This is a genomic window from Aeribacillus sp. FSL k6-2211, from assembly GCF_037966125.1.
GTDB classification, from domain to species: domain Bacteria; phylum Bacillota; class Bacilli; order Bacillales; family Aeribacillaceae; genus Aeribacillus; species Aeribacillus composti.
In genome coordinates this window covers 1,839,797-1,862,019 of sequence record NZ_CP150190.1, presented here as the reverse complement: position 1 = coordinate 1,862,019, position 22,223 = coordinate 1,839,797, and the positions used below count along the sequence as shown (strand labels likewise).

Below are 22,223 nucleotides of genomic sequence, written 5' to 3'. Positions count from 1 at the left end.
AGGGTTGGGTGAGCATAGATGAACTTTGAGCAAGCTTTCAATGAATTCGCTTATAATCGAATTGAGCAAGCTTTGTTAAATCGACAAAACCGTGAGCTCAAAGCTCTATACAACGAGCTTGAAGAAAAGCTTAAAAAGCTGGGCATAGCCAAAAACGATTGCGATGATTTAAAAGGAACCATCTATTGTTTGATGGATACTCAAAATTTGCTAGTTTATAGGCAAGCACTTGCAGATGTCATTTCCTTTCTTATCAAACTGGAAGAAACAAAAGCGGGCACCGGCCAAAAATAAACAATTCTACGAAAATATTTCCCGTTCATGCTGATCAAAAGGGTTTTTGGGGGTCAAGATGTTGACAAATGAATTAAATCCTTCTTTCTATGAACATCGTAAATATTTTTCACTGCCTCTCTACATATTTAATAATGAGTATAAAAAAGACCATCATGAATCAATTATTGAACAGCATCTACATAAAAATGTAAAAAATAGGTATTTTCAAGTCCCGGAATTCGTTTTTAAAGAATTTGCCAAAGGAAATTTGTCTGAAGTGTGTGTCTGGATTTTATTGACTTGTTTTTATTTGCTCCATATAAACAAGAGAAACGGCTTTAGCGAAGGGGAAATTTTGCGGCTCGTAATGGAAGCGAGGAAAAAGACATGTTCTTATCCATCATTAAAAAAATGCTTTAAGCATTGTGTTGCGGAGTTAAAGAGAAGCGGATGGATCGAGCAGAAAAACAGGCTAATCTTTCTGAAAATTTTTTGAGTATTCATTCTCTTTTTTTTTAATTTTCTTGTTTGAGAGAAAAGAAAAACGCGGTTGTGAAACCGCATTTTTAAATAAAAGGGCGAAAATTATATCGTTTCAAAAAGGATTGAAACCATCTGCTTATTTTACTATTAAATCGACACCGATAACCCCGACGATGTCTCCGTTCTTATGAATGGGGAAGGAAATGGTGATGCACGGTTTTTTTGTAACAGCAGATGTATAGATGCTTGATATAAAGATTTTATTTTTACTAGCTTCGATAAACCAAGGACGGGCTTTTGCATTTATTAAGCCTGCAGGAGGGTTGGAATAAACGAATGTACCGTCCAGTCGATTCGACCAAATAGCTTCGATATGCTCGTTCTCCTCAAAAAATTGATCCAATGCTTTTTTATGAACATCCGCATCTAGTTCATACAATGGAAATTGTGATAAAAGATTCATCACTTTTTCTTTCATTTCGTTGATTTTTGCCAAATCTATTTCTGTAATTTGTTGAAGCTGATCCCTTTTGACTAACGTTTGCAGCTCTTTAGAGGTTTGATCCAATGTCTCGCTGATGGCAATCATCTCTTCAATATGCTGGTGCTGCTTATCCATATCTTCTGAAACTCTCAGTGCATATATTTTATTTTCATGAGCCATATCTGATATTTGCTTGAGCACCGTAGTAATTTCCTGTACATGATCACACTGCAATTCGACAGCGTCTTTCGAATCCGATACCATTGATGTGATTTTGCCCAACGATGTTTGAAAGGAATGGATAACATCAATTAAAGATAGTAATTCAGCCACATTCTTTTTCATCTGATCGTTTTCCGATTTTACCATTTTGGTCGAAAACTCAATTTCTGATTGAATCGAAGAAAGAATTTGATGTGTTTCTTCAACCGCATCATGCGTTTGATTTGCCAAATTTCCAATTTCATTTGCAACGACCGAGAAGCTTTTCCCATGTATTCCGGCTCTTGCCGATTCGATATTTGCATTTAATGCAAGTATTTTTGTTTTTTGGGAAATCGCTCCAATCGAAGAAAGAATGTGATCCATTTGTTTGGAAAAAGAAACGAGCCGATCCATTTGATCAAGAATTTTCAAATGATTTTGCCGCAGCTGTTCCGTTTCTTCTTGTATTTTTTGCAGCTGCGTTTTCGATTTTACGAGCTGTTCATAAAATAATATACTTGAGGAATGTATCTCTTGGGAAGATGCTGTGATTTTCACAGCTGCCTCTTCAATTTTACGCATCTTTTCTGAAACGTTATTTGTGTCTTGCGCGGTCTGCTCAATATGCTCTAATAGCTGAAACGTGCTTTTTTTACTCGAGGAAGATCGTTCATCAAGGGAAACAGCGGTTAATTTCATTTGCTCAATGACGCCTTTTAATTGATCCGCAGCAACTTCCACCTGTGCCGCAAACGAATCCTCCATCTGTTTTTTTTGTCTATCTTCTTCATGATCCGCTGCTCGATTCCATTTTTTTAAAAACAGCATATTTATCACCTACTGTCTCCACTAATTTACTCTTTATTGTAACAAGCCGAACAAGAACGAAACATAATTTATGTCACATAATCTGACACAAAACATTTCAATATACAACCATTCGACAGATGCTACCTTTTTTCTCGTTTTTTCTTTATCATTGTTGAATTTTGCGCTTTCCCGAGAAATAATTTTTATTTACAAAAAAAACTCTCCTTCCGTGCATAAAAGGCGGAGAGTTTATCAAGCTGTTATTCTCTTTCATTCAAACTTTCCTGTTTGATAGTCGACGATTGCTTGCCGTATTTCTTCTTTCGTGTTCATAACAAACGGACCGTAAGCTGTGACAGGTTCATGGAGAGGTTCTCCCGCATATAGAAGCAGCCGGAGTTTGTCTGTCGTTGTGACGGTTATGAAGCTTTCCTCTCCCTCAGCACCCTTTGTTAAAAACAGCACTTGCCCTTTTTCCCCTTTTGTTTTGGACGCACCAAACAAGCCTTTTCCTTCCAATATATAAAGAAAACCATTATAGCTTCCCGGAAGATCTTGATGAACGAACGCATCAGGTTCCAGAATCATTTCCACCATCGTGACTGGAACGTAATTTTTTAGTCGGCGCTTGAATACCTTTTGACGATCCAGAAAAAATCCGAATCAACGCTCCTTTTTCTTTTCTAACTGGCATGTCAGCACTTTTCAAATTTTGATAGCGGGGAGCGGTCAGTTTTTTTGAACTCGGCAAATTAACCCACAGCTGCAGACTGTGAACGGTAGATCCAGGTGCAGGATCTTCTTGATGGATTACTCCTCTTCCAGCAGTCATCCATTGAACATCCCCGGCTTTGCTTGCCATATCCATTTTTGTTATCAAAATGCTCTAAAATCCCGTCAATTACATATGTGACAGTTTCGATTCCCCGATGGGGATGAAGGTCAAACGTCCCTTGCTGAAAAATATCCTCCGCAAGCCAGGTTCTAACACAAACCCATCGGATGATTCGATTGTAACGCAACATTTTTAATTTTGCGTATATCTCTTTCCATACAAGCCTTATCTATTTTCTGCTTTTTGCAAGTAATCAATAATCCCTTGCGCACAAATGCCCATATCGATTTTTATATACTCGTGCACTTGATGATCTTCGGAAATATGTTTTTTCTTTAAGTAATCTTGCAACGTGCTGTACAATCTATCAGATAGAAGCTTTGATTTTTCTTCAAACGGCAAGCTTCCATGCTCTTTTACAACCGCTTTGCCTTGATCTACAAAAATGTCCAGCCAATATTTTAGCTGTTTATAAACTTCCTCTGGATGCTCGCTCATGCCAAAATGACCGAAAAATATTTTCGAAACGTTTAATGCTTCGATTCTTTCGCATGATTCAAGCATTTTATCCGGATCGAACTGGTTAGGAGAAGTAGACGGCAAATAAAACTCTAAGTCTGAATCTAAGAGCATTGAATAAAAAACCCCGATCGTGTCGCCGGTAAAGATGCCGTTACTTTTGGAATCATGTATACAAAAATGGTGATTCGCATGACCTGGTGTGTGATAAAACGTCAGCACGCGATCATCGCCTACTTGAAGCGTTTCCAAATCTTCTTTTACAACTAGCTGGTCTTCTGGCACGGGCAAAATCGGGTCAAACAATTTTTGAAATTGCTCCTCTCCATACACCGTTTTGGCGCTGGCAATTAATCTCGATGGATCTTGCAAATGACGTTTCCCGCGGGGATGAACGAACACTTTTGCTTTTGGGCAATGTTCAAGGAAAAGCCCGACACCTCCCGAATGATCTAAATGAATGTGCGTAACAATGATGTTTTTAACATCCTTCGGATCAATTCCTAAACTTTCAAGACCTTTTAATAAATATGGGACAGACGGGCTCGCGCTTGTTTCGATGATGGTCAGCTCTTTTTCGTGAAGAACGTAAGCCCCTGTTCTGTTTTCTAATCCTAAGTCAAAAAGATCAATTAATGTGATGTCATCGCCAATGTTTTGTACCTTCAATGTTATGTGACTCCTTTCTTTTATTTGCCTACTACATAATTCAACAAAAAAAGATTAATTTCCTTTTCTAAACTTTTTGTTGATTGGTTAAAATTTTTTAATGACAAATTTTTTATTTTAATATATAATATCAATGCTGACGTTTTTCGGGAAGTAGCTCAGCTTGGCAGAGCACCACGTTCGGGACGTGGGGGTCGCAGGTTCAAATCCTGTCTTCCCGACCATGGAGAAGTACCCAAGTGGTTGAAGGGGACGCACTCGAAATGCGTTAGGGCGGGCAACCGCCGCGTGAGTTCGAATCTCACCTTCTCCGTTTAAAAAACGCGCTAAAAAGCGCGTTTTTTTATTGCCGGAATTTGAATAATTGACCCTTTTGAAAATTTTTCAAAACAATTGATATTCTTATTTTCATAAAACTGTTTCAGCAAGTTATGCAAAAAAACCTGAAAAGCCTATTCAGTGCTTTTCAGGTTTTTTCTTATCATTCCTCGATTGGAGCTTTTCTTCTAAATTTGCTTAATACTTCATAGACGATCGGAACAATGATGAGAGTCAGCAAAGTCGAGCTGGTCAATCCGCCGATGACGGTTAAACCAAGTCCTCTCGAGATCATGCCTCCATCTCCTTCATAACCTAATGCGAGAGGAAGCAATGCTCCAACTGTTGCCAGCGCAGTCATTAAAATCGGTCTTAGACGAGTTGCCCCTGCTTCAATGAGCGCATCTCTTGTAGAAAGTCCTTCACGCTCTTTATGAATGACACGGTCAATTAACACAATCGCATTCGTCACAACAATACCGATTAACATGAGCGCGCCGATCAGAGCTGAAACGCTCAATGTTTCTCCTCCAAGCCATAGCGCTACAAATCCGCCGATGACGGTAAATGGAAGTGAAAATAGAATGGCAAAAGGCGCAAGTCCTTGACTAAACGTAACCACCAGCACAAAGTAGACAACAGCGATGGCAGCGAGCATAGCCAATCCTAATTGTGAAAACGACTCATTGATCTGTTCGGACACTCCACCTGTTTCAATGTTCACACCAGGCGGCAATTCTAAACCATCTATTTTCTTTTGAATGTTTGCATTTACTTGGCTAACGTCATTAGTAGTAATCTCTCCGCTGACTGATACTGCAAATTTTCCGTCGCGTCTAGTAATCGTATTGGATGTTTCGCCTTCTTTTACTTTCGCTACATCTCCAATTTTCACATTCATGCCAAGAGGGGACTGAATGGTTTTCTTTTTCATCTCATCAATCGAATCAAATGTTTGCTCTTCCCCTTCAATATAAACTTCAATGTCTTGACCTTCTTTTTGGATTGTTGTTAAAACCGGCCGTTCATGCTGTTGGCTTAATGCCATCGCAATTTGCCCAGCGGTCAATCCTAGCTTGCTCATCTTTTCTTGATCAACAACAAACGTGAACTCATCATAAGTTTTCGATAAACCTGATTCGACATTTTTCAAGTTTTTTTCATCTTCCAAGATTTTTTGCACTTTTTGGGCGACAGGCTCAATATCTTCCATCGAATCGCCAAACACATGCAATGTGTACTCATTGCTTGCCATCATCATGTCAATGGTGCCCCAATCGCCTTTTTCGTTCGTTAATTCATTTAAGACTTTAACAATTTTCTCCTTTTCTTTTTCAAAATTCGGTGTGTCATCTTCATACATAATAAAGAAAATGGCCTGATTTCGATTTCCAGGATTCATCGGATTTTCGCTTCCGACAGACAATTGAATCGTTTTTACATGATCACGGTCGACAAGGAAATCTTCTGCCTTCAATGCGATATCTTCTACTTCTTCCAGCGTTTGCCCTGGATCCGGATCATACGTTACGATAACTTGCTTTTCTTGTTCATTCGGCAAAAAGCTTACACCGATGACAGGAATTAAAAACAGACTGGAGACAAGAAGCAGGATCGCAATCAATGATGTTATCCATTTATGGTTCAAAGACCAATTTAATATTTTTTTATAGTTAGTAACCAAAAAGCCAGCTTCCTTTTCTTTTTCGCCTTTCCGTTTTACTCCTTTTTTAAATAAAACGTGAGCAAGTGCCGGCACAATAGTAATCGCCACTAAAAGGGACGCTAAAAGCGAGAATACAATCGTAAGGGCAAACGGCATAAATAGCTGTCCGACCATCCCTTCGACAAATGCGAGCGGCAAGAAAACCGCAATCGTCACAATGGTTGAGGACATAATAGGAATAAACATTTCTTTTGTCGCTGCAATAATCAGCTCTTTCCCTTTTAACGGCTCCCCTTTTAATGTCATCCGTCTGTAAATATTTTCAATGACGACAATCGAATCGTCAATGACGCGGCCGATCGCCATTGTGATAGCTCCAAGCGTCATCATGTTCAACGTGATGTCCATTTCACGCAAAATGATTAATGCAATTAATATGGAAAGCGGAATTGACACCACGGAAATCAACGTTGAACGAATGTTTCGCAAAAACAGCAAAATGACAATAACTGCAAAAATCGAACCGAACAGCGCTTTATTCAGCATTGTTTCAACAGATTTTTCAATCGGTTCCGCTTGGTCCAGCGTTGAAACGACTCCGAGGCCTTTATATTCGTCTTTTAATTCATCCAATTTTTCTTTTACTTCATTCACAACTTCAACTGTATTCGCATCAGTAGCTTTTACAATTTGCAGTCCGATTGCTTCTTTTCCGTTCGTTCTTGATACGGATTCAGCTTTTCCGACGATTTCGATATCGGCAATTTCTCCTAATTCGACTGTTGGCAATTCAATGCTTTGCTGCTGGATCGCCTGATTTGGCGCTGCACCATTTGCTCCAGACAAACCGTTTGGCACTTGGCTCATTTGCGCCTCTCCAGCTTGCTGCCCTTGTGCTGATCCAGTGACTGGGATTTTAAGCTTTTTCAAATCGTCAATTGTCGTAATATTTCCGTCAACGACAACAGACTTTTCCGTGTCTTTAAATGTATAAAGACCTAATGGCGCACGGAGATCCGCACCTTGAATATAATCTTTTATTGTTTCCTCATTTAGCCCGAGCTCTTTTAATTTGTCTTGATGAAAAACAAGCCGCCCCTCTTCTACCTGCTGTCCAGAAGTTACAATGCTTTCTACTCCATCGATTCCTTTCAATTCAGGAACAATGATGTCTTCAACCAGTTCAGTTAATTCAGGAAGTGTTTTTCCTTCATCAAAAAAGCTCACTGTATAAACAGGGAAAGCGTTCATGCTAAATCTTGCAATTTTAGGCTCTCCTGCTCCATCCGGAAGTTCGACTTGTTCGATTGCCTTTTCAGCTTCCTCTTCTGCTCGTTCCATATCTTTTTCAAATTTGTATTCAATTTGAATAGAAGATGCATTTTCAAACGAATTAGAGCTGACGATTTCCACCCCGTTCAAATTGCGAACTGCTTCTTCAATAGGAACCGTCACTTTCTCTTGTACTTCTTCAGGGGTTGCACCTGGATATGTAGTCGTAACACTTATGATGGGAGTGTTTATGTCCGGGATCGTCTCCAGCTTCATATTAAATCCAGAAAATAGTCCCGCAAAAATTGCAATGACAGTTAAAATCCAAATAGCCAGTTTATTACGGAGCGAAAATTTAATAATGTTCTCCACCAAGTCCCATTCCTTTCATGAAGATTTGACAATTCTCCTTTTTTTATACATACTTATAGTGAGTTGACTATATAGTCATTATAATTGACCGGTTAACTAGTAGTCAACTAAACTAATAAAATTTTTTCCGACAATAAGGGGATGTTCATGTGAAAGAAAAAGAACGTTTAATCATTGAAGCTGCGATGAAGCTGTTTGCTCGAAAAGGCGTTTCTTCCACCTCCATCCAAGAAATTACCAATGCATGTGGCATTCCGAAAGGTTCGTTTTATTTTTATTTCAAGTCAAAAGATGAACTGTTAATTAAAATTTTGGAGCAGTTTTTTAGTCAGTTAAAGAAAAAAACGGAGCAAATCGGGGCAAATTACGAAGATCCAAAAGAGCGGTTTATTAAACAATTGTCTGTTCAATTAAAAGAATTTTTGGCGCATAAAGAAATATTTATTACGCAGATGCATGAAAATTTAAAAGAAAATAATGAAAAAATTGATTCGTTGTTACAAAACCTAAGAAACGACTTTTTTCATTTTTTAACAAACAATCTGAAAAACATTTACGGCAAGTCAATTGATAAGTATATAGCAGATGTAAACATTATCGTTCAAGGAATCTTTTTTTCATTCATTCAGTTCCTCATATTTGAAAATAGGGTGAGAGTAGATGAGGAAAAATTGGCAAAATACATTTTGCAAACAGCAGATGATTTAGTTAAAGGAATGCTGGCAAAACAAAATGACCCCATCATTCCAGCTGAGATCATGACCAAAATGTTCAATCATTCTCAATCCCCCAGCCATCCGTTGAACATTTTAAATGAGATAAAAGAAATGAGCCGTTCTATAATCGATGATGGACAGTTAAACATTACGATTGAAGTGTTAGAAGCTGAAATAACGGCTGAAAAGCCAAGAATTCCGGTCATTAAAGGAATGTTGTCAAATCTCCATGAATATCCTGAACTACGCTACTTGGCCAATCAACTAGCTGATTATTTTCAAATTAAATGAGCCTCTAAAGGGTTAATTCCTTTAGAGGCTGTATTTTTACTCCAGCTCCAACGCTTTTGTTTCTTGTCCAAACAATAGAACAGCTAGTGCTCCAATAATAATGGCAGCGCAAAAAATTGAAAAAATGGCTACCATGGAAACTTTGAGAGCGGCTAAATAACCAACTAATAAAGGTCCGAAAATGCCACCAATTCTTCCGAACGATGCGGCCATTCCAGCACCTGTCCCGCGAATTTCTGTTGGATAAAGCTCAGGTGTATAAGCATAAAGCGCTCCCCAAGCCCCTAAGTTAAAAAATGATAAAAAGATTCCAGATATTAAAAGCTCTGACGTTGTATCGGAAAATCCGAAAAAGAATGCGCTCAGTGCAGTGCCAAATAAATAAAGAGAAAGAACAAATTTTCTACCGATTCGTTCAATGAGCCACGCCGCACTAAAGTATCCCGGAAGCTGTGCAATCGTCATAATAAGAACATACTCAAAGCTTTGCACTAAACTGTAGCCTTTCATCATCACAACGCTTGGAAGCCATAAAAACATCCCGTAATAAGAAAAAACAACAGAAAACCACAACACCCAAAGTACAGCTGTTTGTTTCACATATTTTTTTGACCAGACAGCTGCGATATTTTTCCATACATTTGATTTTGTTTGTATCGATTTGAATTTTTTTGAATCCGGAAGCTTCATGCGCAAATAAATCGCATAAAAAGCCGGAAGAGCTGTTAAAATAAGGGCGAGACGCCAGCCAAATTGAGGGATAACAAAATAAGATATAATTGCCGCGATCAACCATCCTGCAGCCCAAAAACTTTCAAGCAGCACGACCATTCTTCCCCGATCCTTTGTCGGCGAGCTTTCTGATACTAGCGTTGATGCTACTGGCAATTCACCCCCCAGCCCCATGCCGATAAAAAATCTTAACAGCAAAAATACTGCTAATGTGGTTGTAAAAGCCGACAGGCCGCTGCCGATCGAAAATAACAATAATGTGATAATAAAGACAGTTTTTCTGCCAATTTTGTCTGACAAGAGACCGAAGAAAAATGCCCCTACAGCCATGCCGATCGAGTTGATGCTCCCGATCCAGCTCATTTGTTCTGCCGTCAAATTCCAATCTTCTTTTAACGCGGCAATGATAAAAGATAAAATGCCGACATCCATTGCATCAAAAAGCCATGCGAGTCCCGCAATGCCTAATAGCTTTTTTGTTGACATCTCTTTCATCTTGTCAACTTCACCTCTTTCTGATGTCTTTACATATGTTTTGTTATATGTAAACTATATCATATTTTACATAATTGTCATGTTTTTTGTTTTATAAACGAAACATAATATTGTGCCATCGGCATATGAATCCTATAATCGCAATTTCAGACCATCTTTGCAGCGTTTCATTTATTGCAAAAGGTACAATTCCTTGAAATTTCTACTTTCAGAAAAATCCTTAACAACTAAAAAAGATCCACAGAAATCATTTATATATTCTGTAGATCTTCGCCATTTAAAAAGGAATAGGAGACAGCATTTTGTCTATAAAATTTTTATTTTTTGTTTTTTGTCCCATCTTCTACGTTATAGGCTTGACCATATGCTTCACGGGACGGTTCATATAAGTCATGTACATCCGTTCTTCTTTCGAGTTCCGTTTGTTCATGTGTACGTTTTTTGTTTTTAAACCACTTCATTTTTGCTCACCTCTCATATATATCATCATCTTCTTATTTATTGTTGCGAAATTTTTTACGTTTATTCGAAAATATGCATGCCATTCGCCAACCAGTTCTTTTTTCATTTATAATGAAATTAATCGATTATGTTAGATTGAAGGTGACAGTATGGAGATCGAAGATATTATAAAGAAGGTTAAAAATCATACTCCGACGATAATTGGGATGGATCGTTTAGTAAAATTTGCGGTATTGCTTCCGTTTATGCGAATAAATGATGAAGTTCATTTGTTGTTTGAAGAACGCGCCAAAAAATTAAAAAGGCAGCCCGGCGAGATTTGTTTTCCAGGTGGGAAAGTTGAGCCGACCGATCACGATGCAAAACATACAGCTATTCGCGAAACATCAGAAGAGCTAGGTATTTCAGCCGATATGATTCAGCATGTATATCCGCTTGATTATGTGATGACTGCCTACGGAACGGTTGTTTATCCTTTTGTTGGCATGATCGATCCTGACGCTTCGTTAGAGCCAAACAAAGACGAAGTCGGCGAAGTATTTACAGTTCCTTTTCAATTCTTTTTAGAAACGAAGCCAGAAATTTATGAAGTTCATTTTCGGGCAGAACCTGAAGAAAATTTTCCTTATGAAAGCATCATCGGGGGAAAAAAATATAAATGGAATTCACCGAAAATAGAAGAACATTTTTATTATTATAAAGATAAAGTGATTTGGGGGCTGACAGCCCGGATGATCTACTATTTTATCGATATGCTAATCGAGTAGGAGGGAGCGATTAACTCCCGTCCTCTCACACCACCGTACGTACGGTTCCGTATACGGCGGTTCAATTAAGATAATTGACGCAAGTCTTTATAACTTCCGTGAATAGCTGTTCTCTTTATGCCAGTGGTCACTCCACCCTCCAAGAGATCTCCCACGGGATTCACCGCTTCCTCCCTCAAGTGAGGTACTACGTTTTCTGTGTTCATCATGACTCACTGAATGCCAAGGGCTATTCTCTCTTAATTGTTCGGTCCTTCTTAGTTGTTCTAGACCAACTAATACTATGACCTCTGCTGACTTCTGACGGTTCAGCTATCTATCACTAGATAGGTTACCAAGGTTACTTGGCGTGCCAGCCAGACCTCCCCGGGTAAGAGTGTAATCTTTCCTTCCATCCATCTGCTTCATTTACTCTGTATCACCTTCGGCAGAAAGGGCTTTGTTTTGTCTTGCAAACTCACCCAGTGATACCTAGCCTCATATGAAGTTCGTGTTCCTCAGACCGGAAGTTTGCCGCTCGCTTCCTTCAGATTCCGCGTCACCACGGACACCCTTGCGTTAAGCTAACTGCTACTTCTGCCTTCGCAGCTCGGGACTTTCACCCTATAGATTACACCCATGCCGGGCGCACAAGAGCGAGCCATCCCTAAAATAGTTTTATGGGATGGCTGTTTATTTAAGCTGTACCGTGAAACAATTCTTTTTTCCTCCACCCGCCGAGCCTAAAATATAAAAAGGCGAATAAGCTGGAAATAACAAAGCTGACGCCCATTCCGACACCGATGCCGTCTTCGCCGATCCAATTGGAAAAAAGGTATGTGAGCGGGTAACGCAGCACCCAAAACGAGATGATGTTTAAAATTAAGACTTGCATCATCGCACCAGATCCACGAACAACACCGTTTAACACAAAATTGATGCCAAGAAACGGATAGAAGAAAGCGACGATTTTTAAATAATTCACACCAAATTGCACCGCTTCTTCCTCCTGGATAAATAATTCCACACCAAAACGGGCGAAAAAGAGAATTAGCAATGATATCAAAACCATAATAGCTAAATTATACATCAATCCATATTGAGCAATTTTATAAACTCGATCCCATCGATTTGCACCAATGTTTATGCCTGCCAAGCTGTTGACAGCAGTTCCGAGGGCCATTGCGGGAAGCAAGATAATATTATCGAGCCTCTGAGCAGCGCCGAATCCGGCCAGCGCGTCTTCGCCAAAACTAGCTACAACGCTCATGATCGCCGTCACTCCAGCGGAAATGACCATCATTTGCATGCCGGACGGAACCCCGATTTTTAAAATAAGAGAAACTTCTTCTTTTTTCGGCATACGCGGCCATGTAAAAGGAACTAATTTGTAATGAATCGCCAAATATATTCCGAATAAAAAGGCGATCCCTTGGGAAATCACTGTTGCATAAGCCGCTCCGGCTATGCCGAATTGAAATCCAGAAATAAATAATGGATCTAAAGCGGCATTTAAAAGAACAGCCAAAACAACAAAATAAACCGGGGCTTTGCTTTCTCCAAGTGCACGCATCAATGTCGCCACAAAATTGTAGCCGAATAAGAAAATAATTCCAAGAAAATTAATTCGCAAGTATAAGGATGCATCTGCAATTAAACTGTCAGGTGTTCCAAGCAAAAATAAAATCCGTTCAGCAAAAATAAATCCAAAAACTCCAAGCAAAATCGATAATATAAACAGCGTGACAACAAAGGCATTCACATACCGTTTCAACCCTTGTTCATCGCGTTTTCCTTTTAATTGGGACAAAATCGTTAATGTTGCTTGGTTGATCCCGATAATGAAAGAAAGAATTGTGAAAATGACAGTTCCAGAGAGAGACACTACCCCTAATGCACGAGCCCCCAGCAAGTTTCCAACCCATAAACTGTCAATTATTTGATACGAAACTTGAAGCAAGTTCGTTAATAAAATAGGCGAGGAAAAAGTGATGAGCTGCTTTAAAATATTTCCTTCTGAGTAATCCGTCTGTTTCATCCAAGAATCACCTTTTTCTTTCATCTTACATTGACGCAGCCTTCGAATAAGCAAAGTGCCCCTCGTTGAAGGATTTACGACCACGTCCTGCTGAGAGCTTTTTTTGAACGAATGGGGCTCTCTTGCTTCCTTACCTTTTATCAAGATTTATTCTTCATATATCATTTTTTTCGTCATGCCGCCGTCAATAATAATATTTTCTCCCGTAATAAAATCGTTGTCGGGATGAGTTAAAAACAAACACGCTCTGGCAATATCATCCGGTTTTCCGACTCGCTTTGCAGGATGCTGTAGATGATCGCGCTCAGTAAGCAGTTCATAGTTGTTCGTTTCAATCCAGCCGGGGCTTATACAATTGACTCTGATTTTGTCTTCCCCCAATGAAATAGCTAAAGCGTGTGTTAAAGCAACGATGCCGCCTTTAGATGCAGCGTACGCTTCCGAATCTTTTTCAGACATGAACGCTCTTGTTGAAGCAATATTAATGATCGAACCTCCCCTTTCATTTTCTCGCATATATTTTGCCGATTCCTTTGCAAATAAAAATACGCTGCGAAGATTTGTTTGTAATATGTCATCCCATTCTTCAACCGTTAGCTCATAAAGAGATTTAAATCTTGAAACACCTGCATTGTTAATCACAATATCGATTCTTCCCGTTGTATGTTTGACCGTTTCTATTAATTTGATGACGTCCTTATGATTTTTGACATCCGTTTTGATAAACATCGCTCCATATTCCTCAGCTGTTTCCTTTCCTTTTTGTTCATTCACATCCGCTATCACAACTGTTGCTCCTTCTTTTGCATAGGCGGAAACGATCGCTTTCCCGATCCCTTGTGCACCGCCGGTTATAATGACTGTTTTTCCTGCAAAGACCATGTCGATTCCTCCTCTTATCGTTTTTTTAAATCCTGCTCTTGTTTTCGATTACTTCCGTTGGAAATAACAGGGTCAGCCCCACAATATTGAAAATTTTCATTTAAAGATAGACTTTTTTCGTTGAACGCAGAAACCGTCTAAAGATCTTTTATGCAAGCTTTTTCCCTCCTTTTAGCTTCGGCTACTTAAAAGGTTGGTTTCACCATCTTGTGTTCGAGCTACTAGTTCAATCTGGCTGCAAATCTGGAAGCTTGCAACCTTCCCCTCCCCTAAATCGAAAAAAGAGTCCCCCTTGAAACAGATTGACTGTTAGCTCAGAAGACACGCAGCCTGATATAAAAAGATCAACTCTACTCGCCTAAACGGAAGCGAATTAAGTTTTTTGTATTGCCTTTTTTCGGTTGCAGATTTTTACATTTCTTCTATTTAGTCGCTTTTAGATAGCTCACTCATTTATTATATCATTTATAAACTTAATCAATTGACAACAACGTGCAGCATACATAAAATACAATTAAACAGATCGGAATAAAAGTCAGAAAGGAGATACCTTTGGCAATTAAATTGACAACTGTTTCCATCTTTGTTTTCATGATTATCTCATGGCTGTTTGGCATCTATTCGCTGTCAAAGTTTTACACACCAACAATCATCATCCCGATTTTTAACAATTATTATTGGTCTACTCCATTTGTCGGAATGTTAGGTTTAACTGTTTTCTTTTCCATCTTATCAGTAGCAGCATTTTTTATCTTGAAATATAAAAATTTTAGAAAACGAACTGCGATCTATTCTATAGCCTCCATTTTATGGATAGCTATTATCGCTGGGCAATTTAAAATTTTACTGTTTAATCTCGGGATTTGCCATTAACTTTATGATATTATTAAACTTTAACTCATTCTAACTGGACCAGGAGTGAAGAAATTGGAGAAGAAGCTAGAGAAAGCAACATTCGCCGGAGGCTGTTTTTGGTGCATGGTAAAACCTTTTGACCAGTGGGACGGCATTGTGAAAGTCATCTCCGGTTATACGGGCGGGCATGTTGAAAATCCTACTTATGAACAGGTCAAAACAGGGACAACTGGGCATTATGAAGCGGTACAAATCGAATTTGACCCAACGGTGTTTCCATATGAGAAGCTCCTTGAAATTTATTGGCAGCAAATCGATCCGACCGATGACGGCGGACAATTCCACGACAGAGGCAGTCAGTACAGGACAGCCATTTTCTATCATTCAAATGAGCAAAAAACGCTGGCAGAACAATCTAAACTCGCCTTAGCCAAAAGCGGAAAATTCAATAAACCGATCGTAACCAAAATTTTACCGGCTGCGCCATTTTACCCAGCAGAAGAATATCATCAAAATTTTTATCAAAAAAATCCAGAAGCATACAAAAAAGATCGGGAAATTTCCGGACGGGATGAATTTTTGCGAAAGCATTGGAAATAAAAATGATCGAAACAGTAAAATCTTACAATAGATTTTACTGTTTTTTTGAATGGCCATCACTGATTATGCATTCATTCAGCTTCCTGATTTCCGGACATCCAAACGCATTTGTGTAAACGATTCCATTTTGTGTGTCAATGCAGCCTCTCACTTCCAAAATGTTACAAACGAAATTTTGAAAACGTTTTACAAAAATGATTGACTATTTTTTTAGCATAACTTATTATTGTAATTGACAAAAAATTACGAATATTACCAAAGAAAGGGGATGGTACAATGGAAACATTCGGAAAGGAAAAAGAACAGGGGGAGCGCATTCTCGATTATGAGAAAATTGTTGCAACGAGCAAATTTCAACAGTTGATTCAAAAAAAGCGGAATTTTATTGTACCCATTATAATCGTTTTTCTCATCACTTACTTTTTATTGCCGATTCTCACGGGTTATACATCCATCTTGGAGCATAAAGCAATCGGATGGATTACATGGACATGGCTCTATTCGCTTGGTCTTTTTGTCATGGTTTGGGTGTTCGCTACGATGTATGTAAAAAAAGCGGAAACATTTGACCAATTGGCGGAAGAAATTATTGAAGAAAATATAAAATAAAATAAGGGGGCTGCACTTTCATGAGTGTACCAGCATTTATTCTGTTTTTAATCATCCTTTTAGTCACGTTATATATCACGTATTGGGCTGCAAAAAGAACAAAAACCGCAAACGAATTTTATACAGCCGGCGGAGGCTTGACCGGGTGGCAAAATGGACTTGCGATAGCTGGAGACTATTTATCAGCCGCATCATTTCTTGGTATCGCAGGCGCCATCGCATTGAATGGATTTGATGGTTTCTACTACAGCATCGGCTATTTAACCGCATATCTCTTCGTTCTATTCATCGTTGCAGAGCCTCTCAGAAATTTAGGAAAATATACACTCGCAGATATGATCAACTCAAGATTCAGTGAGAGAAAAGTCCGTGCAACAGCTGCTCTTAGTTCCATCACAATTGTTATATTTTATATGATCGCACAGCTTGTTGGTGCAGGTGCACTCATTAAATTGTTATTGGGGATTGAGTATTGGATCGCCGTATTGATCGTTGGAGTCATGATGACCATTTACGTATTATTTGGAGGAATGACAGCAACTAGCTGGGTGCAAATCATAAAGGCTTTATTGCTTATGGCAGGAACGGTCATTATTTCATTCCTTGTTTTATTGAAATTTAACTTTAATATCGTTGGCATGTTTAACGAGATGTCACAAGCGACTCCACACGGCGAAAATTATTTGCATTCAGGAATTGTATATAAAAATCCGCTCGATTTACTTTCCATGATGCTGGCCTTAGTGTTGGGAACGGCAGGGCTTCCTCACATATTAATGCGCTTTTTTACCGTTAAAGATGCACAAACTGCACGTGCGTCAGTCGTTAATGCAACTTGGGTTGTCGGAATCTTTTATGTCATGACAATCTTCTTAGGATTCGGTGCAGCCAAATTTGTCGGTTCAGAAACGATTATAGCCGAAAATCCTGCTGGAAATATGGCGGCGCCGCTGCTTGCGAAAGCACTTGGAGGAGATTTCTTAATGTCCTTTGTTTCTGCAGTAGCTTTTGCAACAATATTAGCTGTTGTTGCAGGTTTAGTTTTGTCTGGTGCGTCCGCATTCGCGCACGACATTTATGGACAGATCATTAAAAAAGGAAAAGCTACGGAAAGACAGCAAGTGTTAGCTGCAAGATGGGCTTCTGTAGGCGTTGCCGCATTTTCAATCCTGCTAGCCCTTGGCGCTCAATCATTAAATGTTGCATTTCTTGTGTCTCTTGCGTTTTGTGTAGCGGCAAGCGCTAATTTGCCCGTCATTGTTTATACGATTTATTGGAAAAAATTTAACACTGCCGGAGCGGTCACTGCCATGCTGGCTGGTTTAATTACAGCGATTGTATTAGTGTCAATCAGCCCAAATGTCATTCATCCTGAAGCTGGAAAAGCCTTTTTTGTCGGCGATCCTATTTTCCCGCTGACAAACCCAGCGCTCATATCAGTACCAGCAGGTTTTATCGGTGGTTTGATTGGTACGCTTGTTTCCGCCAAGCGGGATGAGAAAAAATATGCTGAAGTGACGTTTAAAGCCAATACTGGATATAAAGAAGCCGAAATGTAAGCGCTTGAAAAATAGGTGAAGGGGGTGTCTGATAAGTCGTTTTTACGGCTTATTGACGCCCCCATTAATGTTTTAGAAACGTTGATATATCGGTGTTGTTTTCAATGGCGATTTGACTTTCTGGACAGCCCCCTTCAACTTTAAAACATGAAAAAGGGCTTGTCTAAAAAGTCCATAAAAACAGAGCGAATGGAGAAAACAATGAGTTTTTCCATTCGCTCTGTTTCCTTATTTTTGAAATTGGTTTGGGAATTTGCGGCCCATTTCAGTATGTTGTGGGCCATTGCCACAATCCCGAATTCTGTTCGGACTTTATGAAGCCCCCGTAACAGAAATCGAGTGAAACGCAAATTGCCCTTGATGTTACCGAACACACTTTCGACATCCACTTTACGCTTCGCATAAAGAGCTGCCTTTTGTTCGTCACCAAGAGCTGCTTTGGCTTTCGCTTTCATTTCTTCATAAATCGTGTTCCAATATACTCGACGATTTCCTTTGGCTTTCGTACACCCATTCTTCAACGGGCAATCCGTACAATCTTCACACTCGTACACTTTCAAATCTTGTATGTATCCAGATGCATTTTTTCTTTTTTGATAATACTTGAATACGACTTTCCGATTGTTCGGACAGATAAAGCAATCGTCTTCTTCGATGTATTTCCAGTTTTGTACTTTTGATAAATCCTTTTTAAACTTTTTACTTTGTTCCTTCAAATAGGTTTGGTATGGGGCTAATAATTCAAAACGAGGTTCTTTTTCTTCGCCAATCGCATATAAATAGTTTTCTTCACTCGCATATCCTGCATCGGCAATGACATACTTGAGTTTCTTTTCCTTCGGCATCGATTCCAATAACTTTTCCATAAATGGTTGGAAACAGCGAGTATCTCCTGGATTTTGATAAATTTCAAATCCCACGATAAATTGATGTTGTGTGGCGAGTTGAACATTATAACCCGCCTTGAGTTGGCCGTTTTTCATATGGTCCTCTTTCATTCGCATAAAAGTGGCCTCATGGTCGGTTTTCGAGTAGCTATTTCGTTCACCTAGAATCTGTTTTTGTACTTTGTATTTTCGTAATCGTGGAAGATAATCCGTTTGAATCGTTTTCAGTTGTTTGGTGAGTTGGGATTTTTTAGAGCGAAGTTCTTTTTTTCTTTCTTTGTCTTCTTCCTGTTTATAATCTTTTTCCAAAGCTTCTATTCTCTCAGAAAGTTGTGCCGATGATTTTTCTAATTCTTCTTCTAATTGTTCTTCTTTTAATTCCTCCAAGGCGATTTGGTGCGCTTCTTGTAGAAACGATTGAATTTTGGCTCGTAGTTTCTGATCATATTTTTCTACGGATTTTCGCCATACAAACGTATATTTGTTGGCATTCGCTTCTATTTTCGTACCATCCACAAAAATATGGTCGAGGTCGATAAGTCCTTGTTCTACTAGTTGAAGGACAAATTGTTCAAATACAGAATCCATCATGTTTGACATACGAACACTACGAAAATCATTTATTGTGCGATGGTCAGGGGTTTGCAATCCCGCCAACCACATCATCGGAAGATTTTCTTTCACCATTTGCGCTATTTTCCGACTTGAATAAACATTTTGAGTGTACGCATATAAAATCACTTTCAATAACATTTTAGGGTGATAGGGTGCACGACCCCCACCAACATAATGAGTATACAACACTTCATCCGGAATCGATTCCACCATTTCATCCACTAAACGGGCGACATGATTTTCAGGAATATACATTTCGATATCTAAAATGCTCATGACTTGACGATTGCAATAAGGTTGGAAAACTAGTTTTTTGCGTTTCTTATTCTTTTGAACCTCTATTTTTTGAATACCCTCTAGAGTCATTTCTAATTGCGTGTTATAATTTTCTTGAATAGTCATTTGATTATTCATAAGAAATCGTCCTTTCTGTAGAATGTTTTTTGGTCAATTTCATTCTATAAAAAAGGACGATTTTTTTGTACCCTAAAAACAGAAAAAAGGGCTGAGCCCAAGGTCGATTCAATCGACTTTTCGGACAGCCCCTTTCATAATTTCATAATGAAAAAAACAATCCGTTCTCGTGCTTCTTCTGAATCCTTTCTCTGTTTTATATGCGTCAAAACGAGATGAGCAGATCTTTGTTTCACACTTTCTGTATGTTGCTTCCCCTCATCTTTCCAGCAGTATTGGATCAGAAAAATTCGCCAAATCAAGTGAGATCATCTGAAAAATGCTAGAAAGACGCGGCAGTCGCGTCTTTCTAGAAATATGTGCAGCTATGAATAATATAGGAAAATCTGTCCAATTTTTAATTTTTTGAAAAAGGGGGCGGTTAGTGACGTCAAATTTTCATAATGCCGCCTGTGCTAGCAGATGTAACCAGTTTGGAATAGCGAGCTAAGTAACCGGTTTTCACTTTTGGCTCAAAGCCTTTCCATTCCGCTTTTCGTTTGTTCCATTCCTCTTCTTTAACATGCACATCAATCGTCCGTTTTTCAATATCGATCACAATACGGTCTCCTTCTTTTACAAAGGCAATCGGTCCGCCTTCCGCAGCTTCAGGTGATACGTGGCCAATCGATAAACCGCGGGATGCACCGGAGAAACGTCCATCCGTGATGAGAGCAACTTTCGGTCCAAGACCCATCCCAACAATTTGTGATGTCGGCGCAAGCATTTCAGGCATTCCCGGGCCTCCTTTAGGACCTTCGTAGCGAATGATGACAACATCCCCTTCTTTTACTTTTCCTTTCGCAATTCCTTCAAGCGCTTCCTCTTGAGAATCAAAAATTACGGCAGGGCCGTCAAAATGAGTGATTCCTCCTTGAACGCCGCCTGTTTTAATGATAGCGCCATCTGGAGCTAGGCTTCCAAATAATACAGCAAGTCCGCCTTTTTCAGAAAACGGATTATCAATTGGGCGAATAACGTTGTAATCTTTTACTTCGCATCCGGCAATATTTTCACCGAGCGTTTTTCCTGTTACCGTCATGCAGTCTAAATGAAGAGTTCCTTCTTTTTTCGTCAACTCATTTAATACGGCGGAAACTCCCCCAGCTGCATGTAAATCTTCAATATGAACATCAGATGCCGGCGCAAGCTTTGCTAAATGAGGCACTCTTTCCGCCACTTCATTGATCCGTTCAAGCGGATAATCAACGCCTGCTTCATTGGCAAGGGCTAAAGTATGCAAGACCGTGTTGGTCGAACCACCTAACGCCATATCTAAAGCAAATGCGTTATCAATTGCTTTTTCCGTCACAATATCACGAGGTTTTAAATCCATTTCGATCAATTTCATTAATTGTTTTGCCGTTTGTTTAACAAGTTCTTTCCGTTCAGGCGAAACAGCTAAAATCGTTCCGTTCCCTGGCAGGGCCAAACCTAATGCTTCAGACAAACAGTTCATTGAGTTTGCTGTAAACATGCCTGAACAAGATCCGCAAGTCGGACAGCCGTACATTTCAAGTTCTTTTAATCCGTTTTCATCTATTTTTCCTGATTGATAAGCTCCTACTCCTTCAAAAACTGAAGATAGGGAAATTTTCCGGCCGTCGCTTGTTCTTCCGGCAGCCATCGGTCCTCCGCTGACAAAAATCGTCGGAATGTTAATCCTCATAGCTGCCATCAACATACCAGGCGTAATTTTGTCGCAGTTCGGAATGCAGACCATGCCGTCAAACCAGTGTGCATTGACGACTGTTTCAACAGAATCAGCAATAATTTCTCGGCTTGGCAGTGAATAGCGCATGCCGATATGCCCCATTGCAATTCCGTCATCGACACCGATCGTATTAAATTCAAATGGCACGCCGCCAGCTTCGCGAATCGCTTCTTTTACAAGCTTTCCAAATTCTTGTAAGTGAACATGGCCTGGAATAATGTCCACATATGAATTAACAACCGCAATAAACGGTTTATCAAAATCTTCTTCTTTTACACCAGCTGCGCGCAACAAGCTTCGATGCGGTGCACGGTCAAACCCTTTCTTGATCATGTTGCTGCGTAATTGCGCCAAAATAAATCCCCCCGCTTTTAATTCCTTTTTTAATTTTCAATTAATTTTAATATTTAAATATTATACTACTATTTTATTTTTTTCACAAAGGTTTTTATTATGGCCTTTTTCATTAAAAACATCCATGAGTAATTTTACTCCCCACCCATGCATGAAAATCCATCATTCCTTCCCATAATGGATATGAACGCAAACAGTTTTGAAAGACGTTCTCTTTAATGGTGGTTCGACCCTGTAATAAAAACTGTTTGAGTCCATTTGGTGTTCCACCCATTGTCAGCCCTTTTCGTGTGAAAAGGTGACTACG

16 protein-coding genes, 2 tRNA genes and 1 pseudogene are annotated in these 22,223 nt (G+C 39.3%); 9 read left to right on the top strand and 10 right to left on the bottom strand.

Going from position 1 to position 22,223, the window contains the following annotated elements:
- The first annotated feature begins 18 nt into the window (after positions 1–18).
- The gene (locus NSU19_RS09055) at positions 19–294 is read left to right on the top strand and encodes a hypothetical protein (RefSeq protein ID WP_063389581.1); all 276 of its coding nucleotides are present in this window, start codon (positions 19–21) and stop codon (positions 292–294) included.
- A gap of 601 nt (positions 295–895) precedes the next feature.
- On the opposite strand, the gene NSU19_RS09050 is transcribed toward NSU19_RS09055, so the two are convergent.
- The 3 genes and pseudogenes from NSU19_RS09050 to NSU19_RS09040 all read right to left on the bottom strand — a co-directional run bounded on the left by NSU19_RS09050 (position 896) and on the right by NSU19_RS09040 (position 4,280).
- Positions 896–2,275: a methyl-accepting chemotaxis protein gene (locus NSU19_RS09050; RefSeq protein WP_339199823.1), complete on the bottom strand. Its 1,380-nt coding sequence runs from the start codon at positions 2,273–2,275 to the stop codon at positions 896–898.
- A 252-nt stretch (positions 2,276–2,527) separates the two neighbouring features.
- Positions 2,528–3,256: pseudogene (locus tag NSU19_RS09045) on the bottom strand (pirin family protein).
- Positions 3,257–3,317: 61 nt separating this feature from the next.
- Entirely contained in the window at positions 3,318–4,280 is a 963-nt protein-coding gene (locus NSU19_RS09040) for an MBL fold metallo-hydrolase (protein WP_311067257.1), read from the bottom strand.
- Positions 4,281–4,427: 147 nt separating this feature from the next.
- Here NSU19_RS09040 and NSU19_RS09035 point away from each other — a divergent pair.
- Positions 4,428–4,504: transfer RNA gene (locus NSU19_RS09035), tRNA-Pro, on the top strand.
- A 1-nt stretch (position 4,505) separates the two neighbouring features.
- Positions 4,506–4,593 (top strand) — tRNA-Ser (locus tag NSU19_RS09030).
- A 168-nt stretch (positions 4,594–4,761) separates the two neighbouring features.
- On the opposite strand, the gene NSU19_RS09025 is transcribed toward NSU19_RS09030, so the two are convergent.
- Positions 4,762–7,908, bottom strand: coding sequence for an efflux RND transporter permease subunit (locus tag NSU19_RS09025; protein ID WP_339199821.1), 3,147 nt, complete (start codon positions 7,906–7,908; stop codon positions 4,762–4,764).
- Between the two features lie 149 nt (positions 7,909–8,057).
- Here NSU19_RS09025 and NSU19_RS09020 point away from each other — a divergent pair, with 149 nt between their 5' ends.
- A complete protein-coding gene (locus NSU19_RS09020; protein ID WP_339199820.1) occupies positions 8,058–8,915 on the top strand; it encodes a TetR/AcrR family transcriptional regulator in 858 nt (285 codons plus the stop codon).
- Between the two features lie 36 nt (positions 8,916–8,951).
- Here NSU19_RS09020 and NSU19_RS09015 read toward each other — a convergent pair whose 3' ends face one another.
- Both NSU19_RS09015 and NSU19_RS09010 read right to left on the bottom strand, forming a co-directional pair.
- Positions 8,952–10,142: an MFS transporter gene (locus tag NSU19_RS09015; protein WP_339199818.1), complete on the bottom strand. Its 1,191-nt coding sequence runs from the start codon at positions 10,140–10,142 to the stop codon at positions 8,952–8,954.
- Between the two features lie 317 nt (positions 10,143–10,459).
- On the bottom strand, positions 10,460–10,603 hold the full coding sequence (locus NSU19_RS09010; RefSeq protein ID WP_158640157.1) for a hypothetical protein: 144 nt from the start codon (positions 10,601–10,603) through the stop codon (positions 10,460–10,462).
- A 150-nt stretch (positions 10,604–10,753) separates the two neighbouring features.
- Here NSU19_RS09010 and NSU19_RS09005 point away from each other — a divergent pair, with 150 nt between their 5' ends.
- Positions 10,754–11,371, top strand: a complete 618-nt coding sequence (locus tag NSU19_RS09005) for a CoA pyrophosphatase (protein WP_339199816.1) — start codon at positions 10,754–10,756, stop codon at positions 11,369–11,371.
- Positions 11,372–12,047: 676 nt separating this feature from the next.
- On the opposite strand, the gene NSU19_RS09000 is transcribed toward NSU19_RS09005, so the two are convergent.
- Together NSU19_RS09000 and NSU19_RS08995 are read right to left on the bottom strand one after the other, a co-directional pair.
- On the bottom strand, positions 12,048–13,388 hold the full coding sequence (locus NSU19_RS09000; RefSeq protein ID WP_311067339.1) for an MATE family efflux transporter: 1,341 nt from the start codon (positions 13,386–13,388) through the stop codon (positions 12,048–12,050).
- Positions 13,389–13,535: 147 nt separating this feature from the next.
- On the bottom strand, positions 13,536–14,270 hold the full coding sequence (locus NSU19_RS08995) for a glucose 1-dehydrogenase (protein ID WP_339195488.1): 735 nt from the start codon (positions 14,268–14,270) through the stop codon (positions 13,536–13,538).
- Between the two features lie 552 nt (positions 14,271–14,822).
- On the opposite strand from NSU19_RS08995, the gene NSU19_RS08990 reads away from it, so the two are divergent.
- From NSU19_RS08990 to NSU19_RS08975, 4 genes are all read left to right on the top strand, one after another.
- Complete coding sequence (locus NSU19_RS08990) at positions 14,823–15,143, top strand: hypothetical protein (RefSeq protein WP_339195486.1); 321 nt, start codon at positions 14,823–14,825, stop codon at positions 15,141–15,143.
- A gap of 105 nt (positions 15,144–15,248) precedes the next feature.
- Positions 15,249–15,725 (top strand): peptide-methionine (S)-S-oxide reductase MsrA, encoded by a 477-nt coding sequence (gene msrA / locus NSU19_RS08985; RefSeq protein ID WP_339195737.1) that lies wholly within the window; start codon positions 15,249–15,251, stop codon positions 15,723–15,725.
- Between the two features lie 276 nt (positions 15,726–16,001).
- Complete coding sequence (locus tag NSU19_RS08980) at positions 16,002–16,334, top strand: DUF485 domain-containing protein (RefSeq protein ID WP_063389591.1); 333 nt, start codon at positions 16,002–16,004, stop codon at positions 16,332–16,334.
- Between the two features lie 20 nt (positions 16,335–16,354).
- Positions 16,355–17,893 (top strand): cation acetate symporter, encoded by a 1,539-nt coding sequence (locus tag NSU19_RS08975; RefSeq protein ID WP_066246614.1) that lies wholly within the window; start codon positions 16,355–16,357, stop codon positions 17,891–17,893.
- Positions 17,894–18,033: 140 nt separating this feature from the next.
- On the opposite strand, the gene NSU19_RS08970 is transcribed toward NSU19_RS08975, so the two are convergent.
- Together NSU19_RS08970 and ilvD are read right to left on the bottom strand one after the other, a co-directional pair.
- On the bottom strand, positions 18,034–19,809 hold the full coding sequence (locus NSU19_RS08970; protein ID WP_339195483.1) for an IS1182 family transposase: 1,776 nt from the start codon (positions 19,807–19,809) through the stop codon (positions 18,034–18,036).
- 430 nt (positions 19,810–20,239) lie between these two features.
- Positions 20,240–21,916 carry a dihydroxy-acid dehydratase gene (ilvD, locus tag NSU19_RS08965; protein WP_063389594.1) on the bottom strand — a complete coding sequence of 559 codons (1,677 nt, stop codon included), beginning with the start codon at positions 21,914–21,916 and terminating at the stop codon, positions 20,240–20,242.
- Positions 21,917–22,223 lie beyond the last annotated feature (307 nt).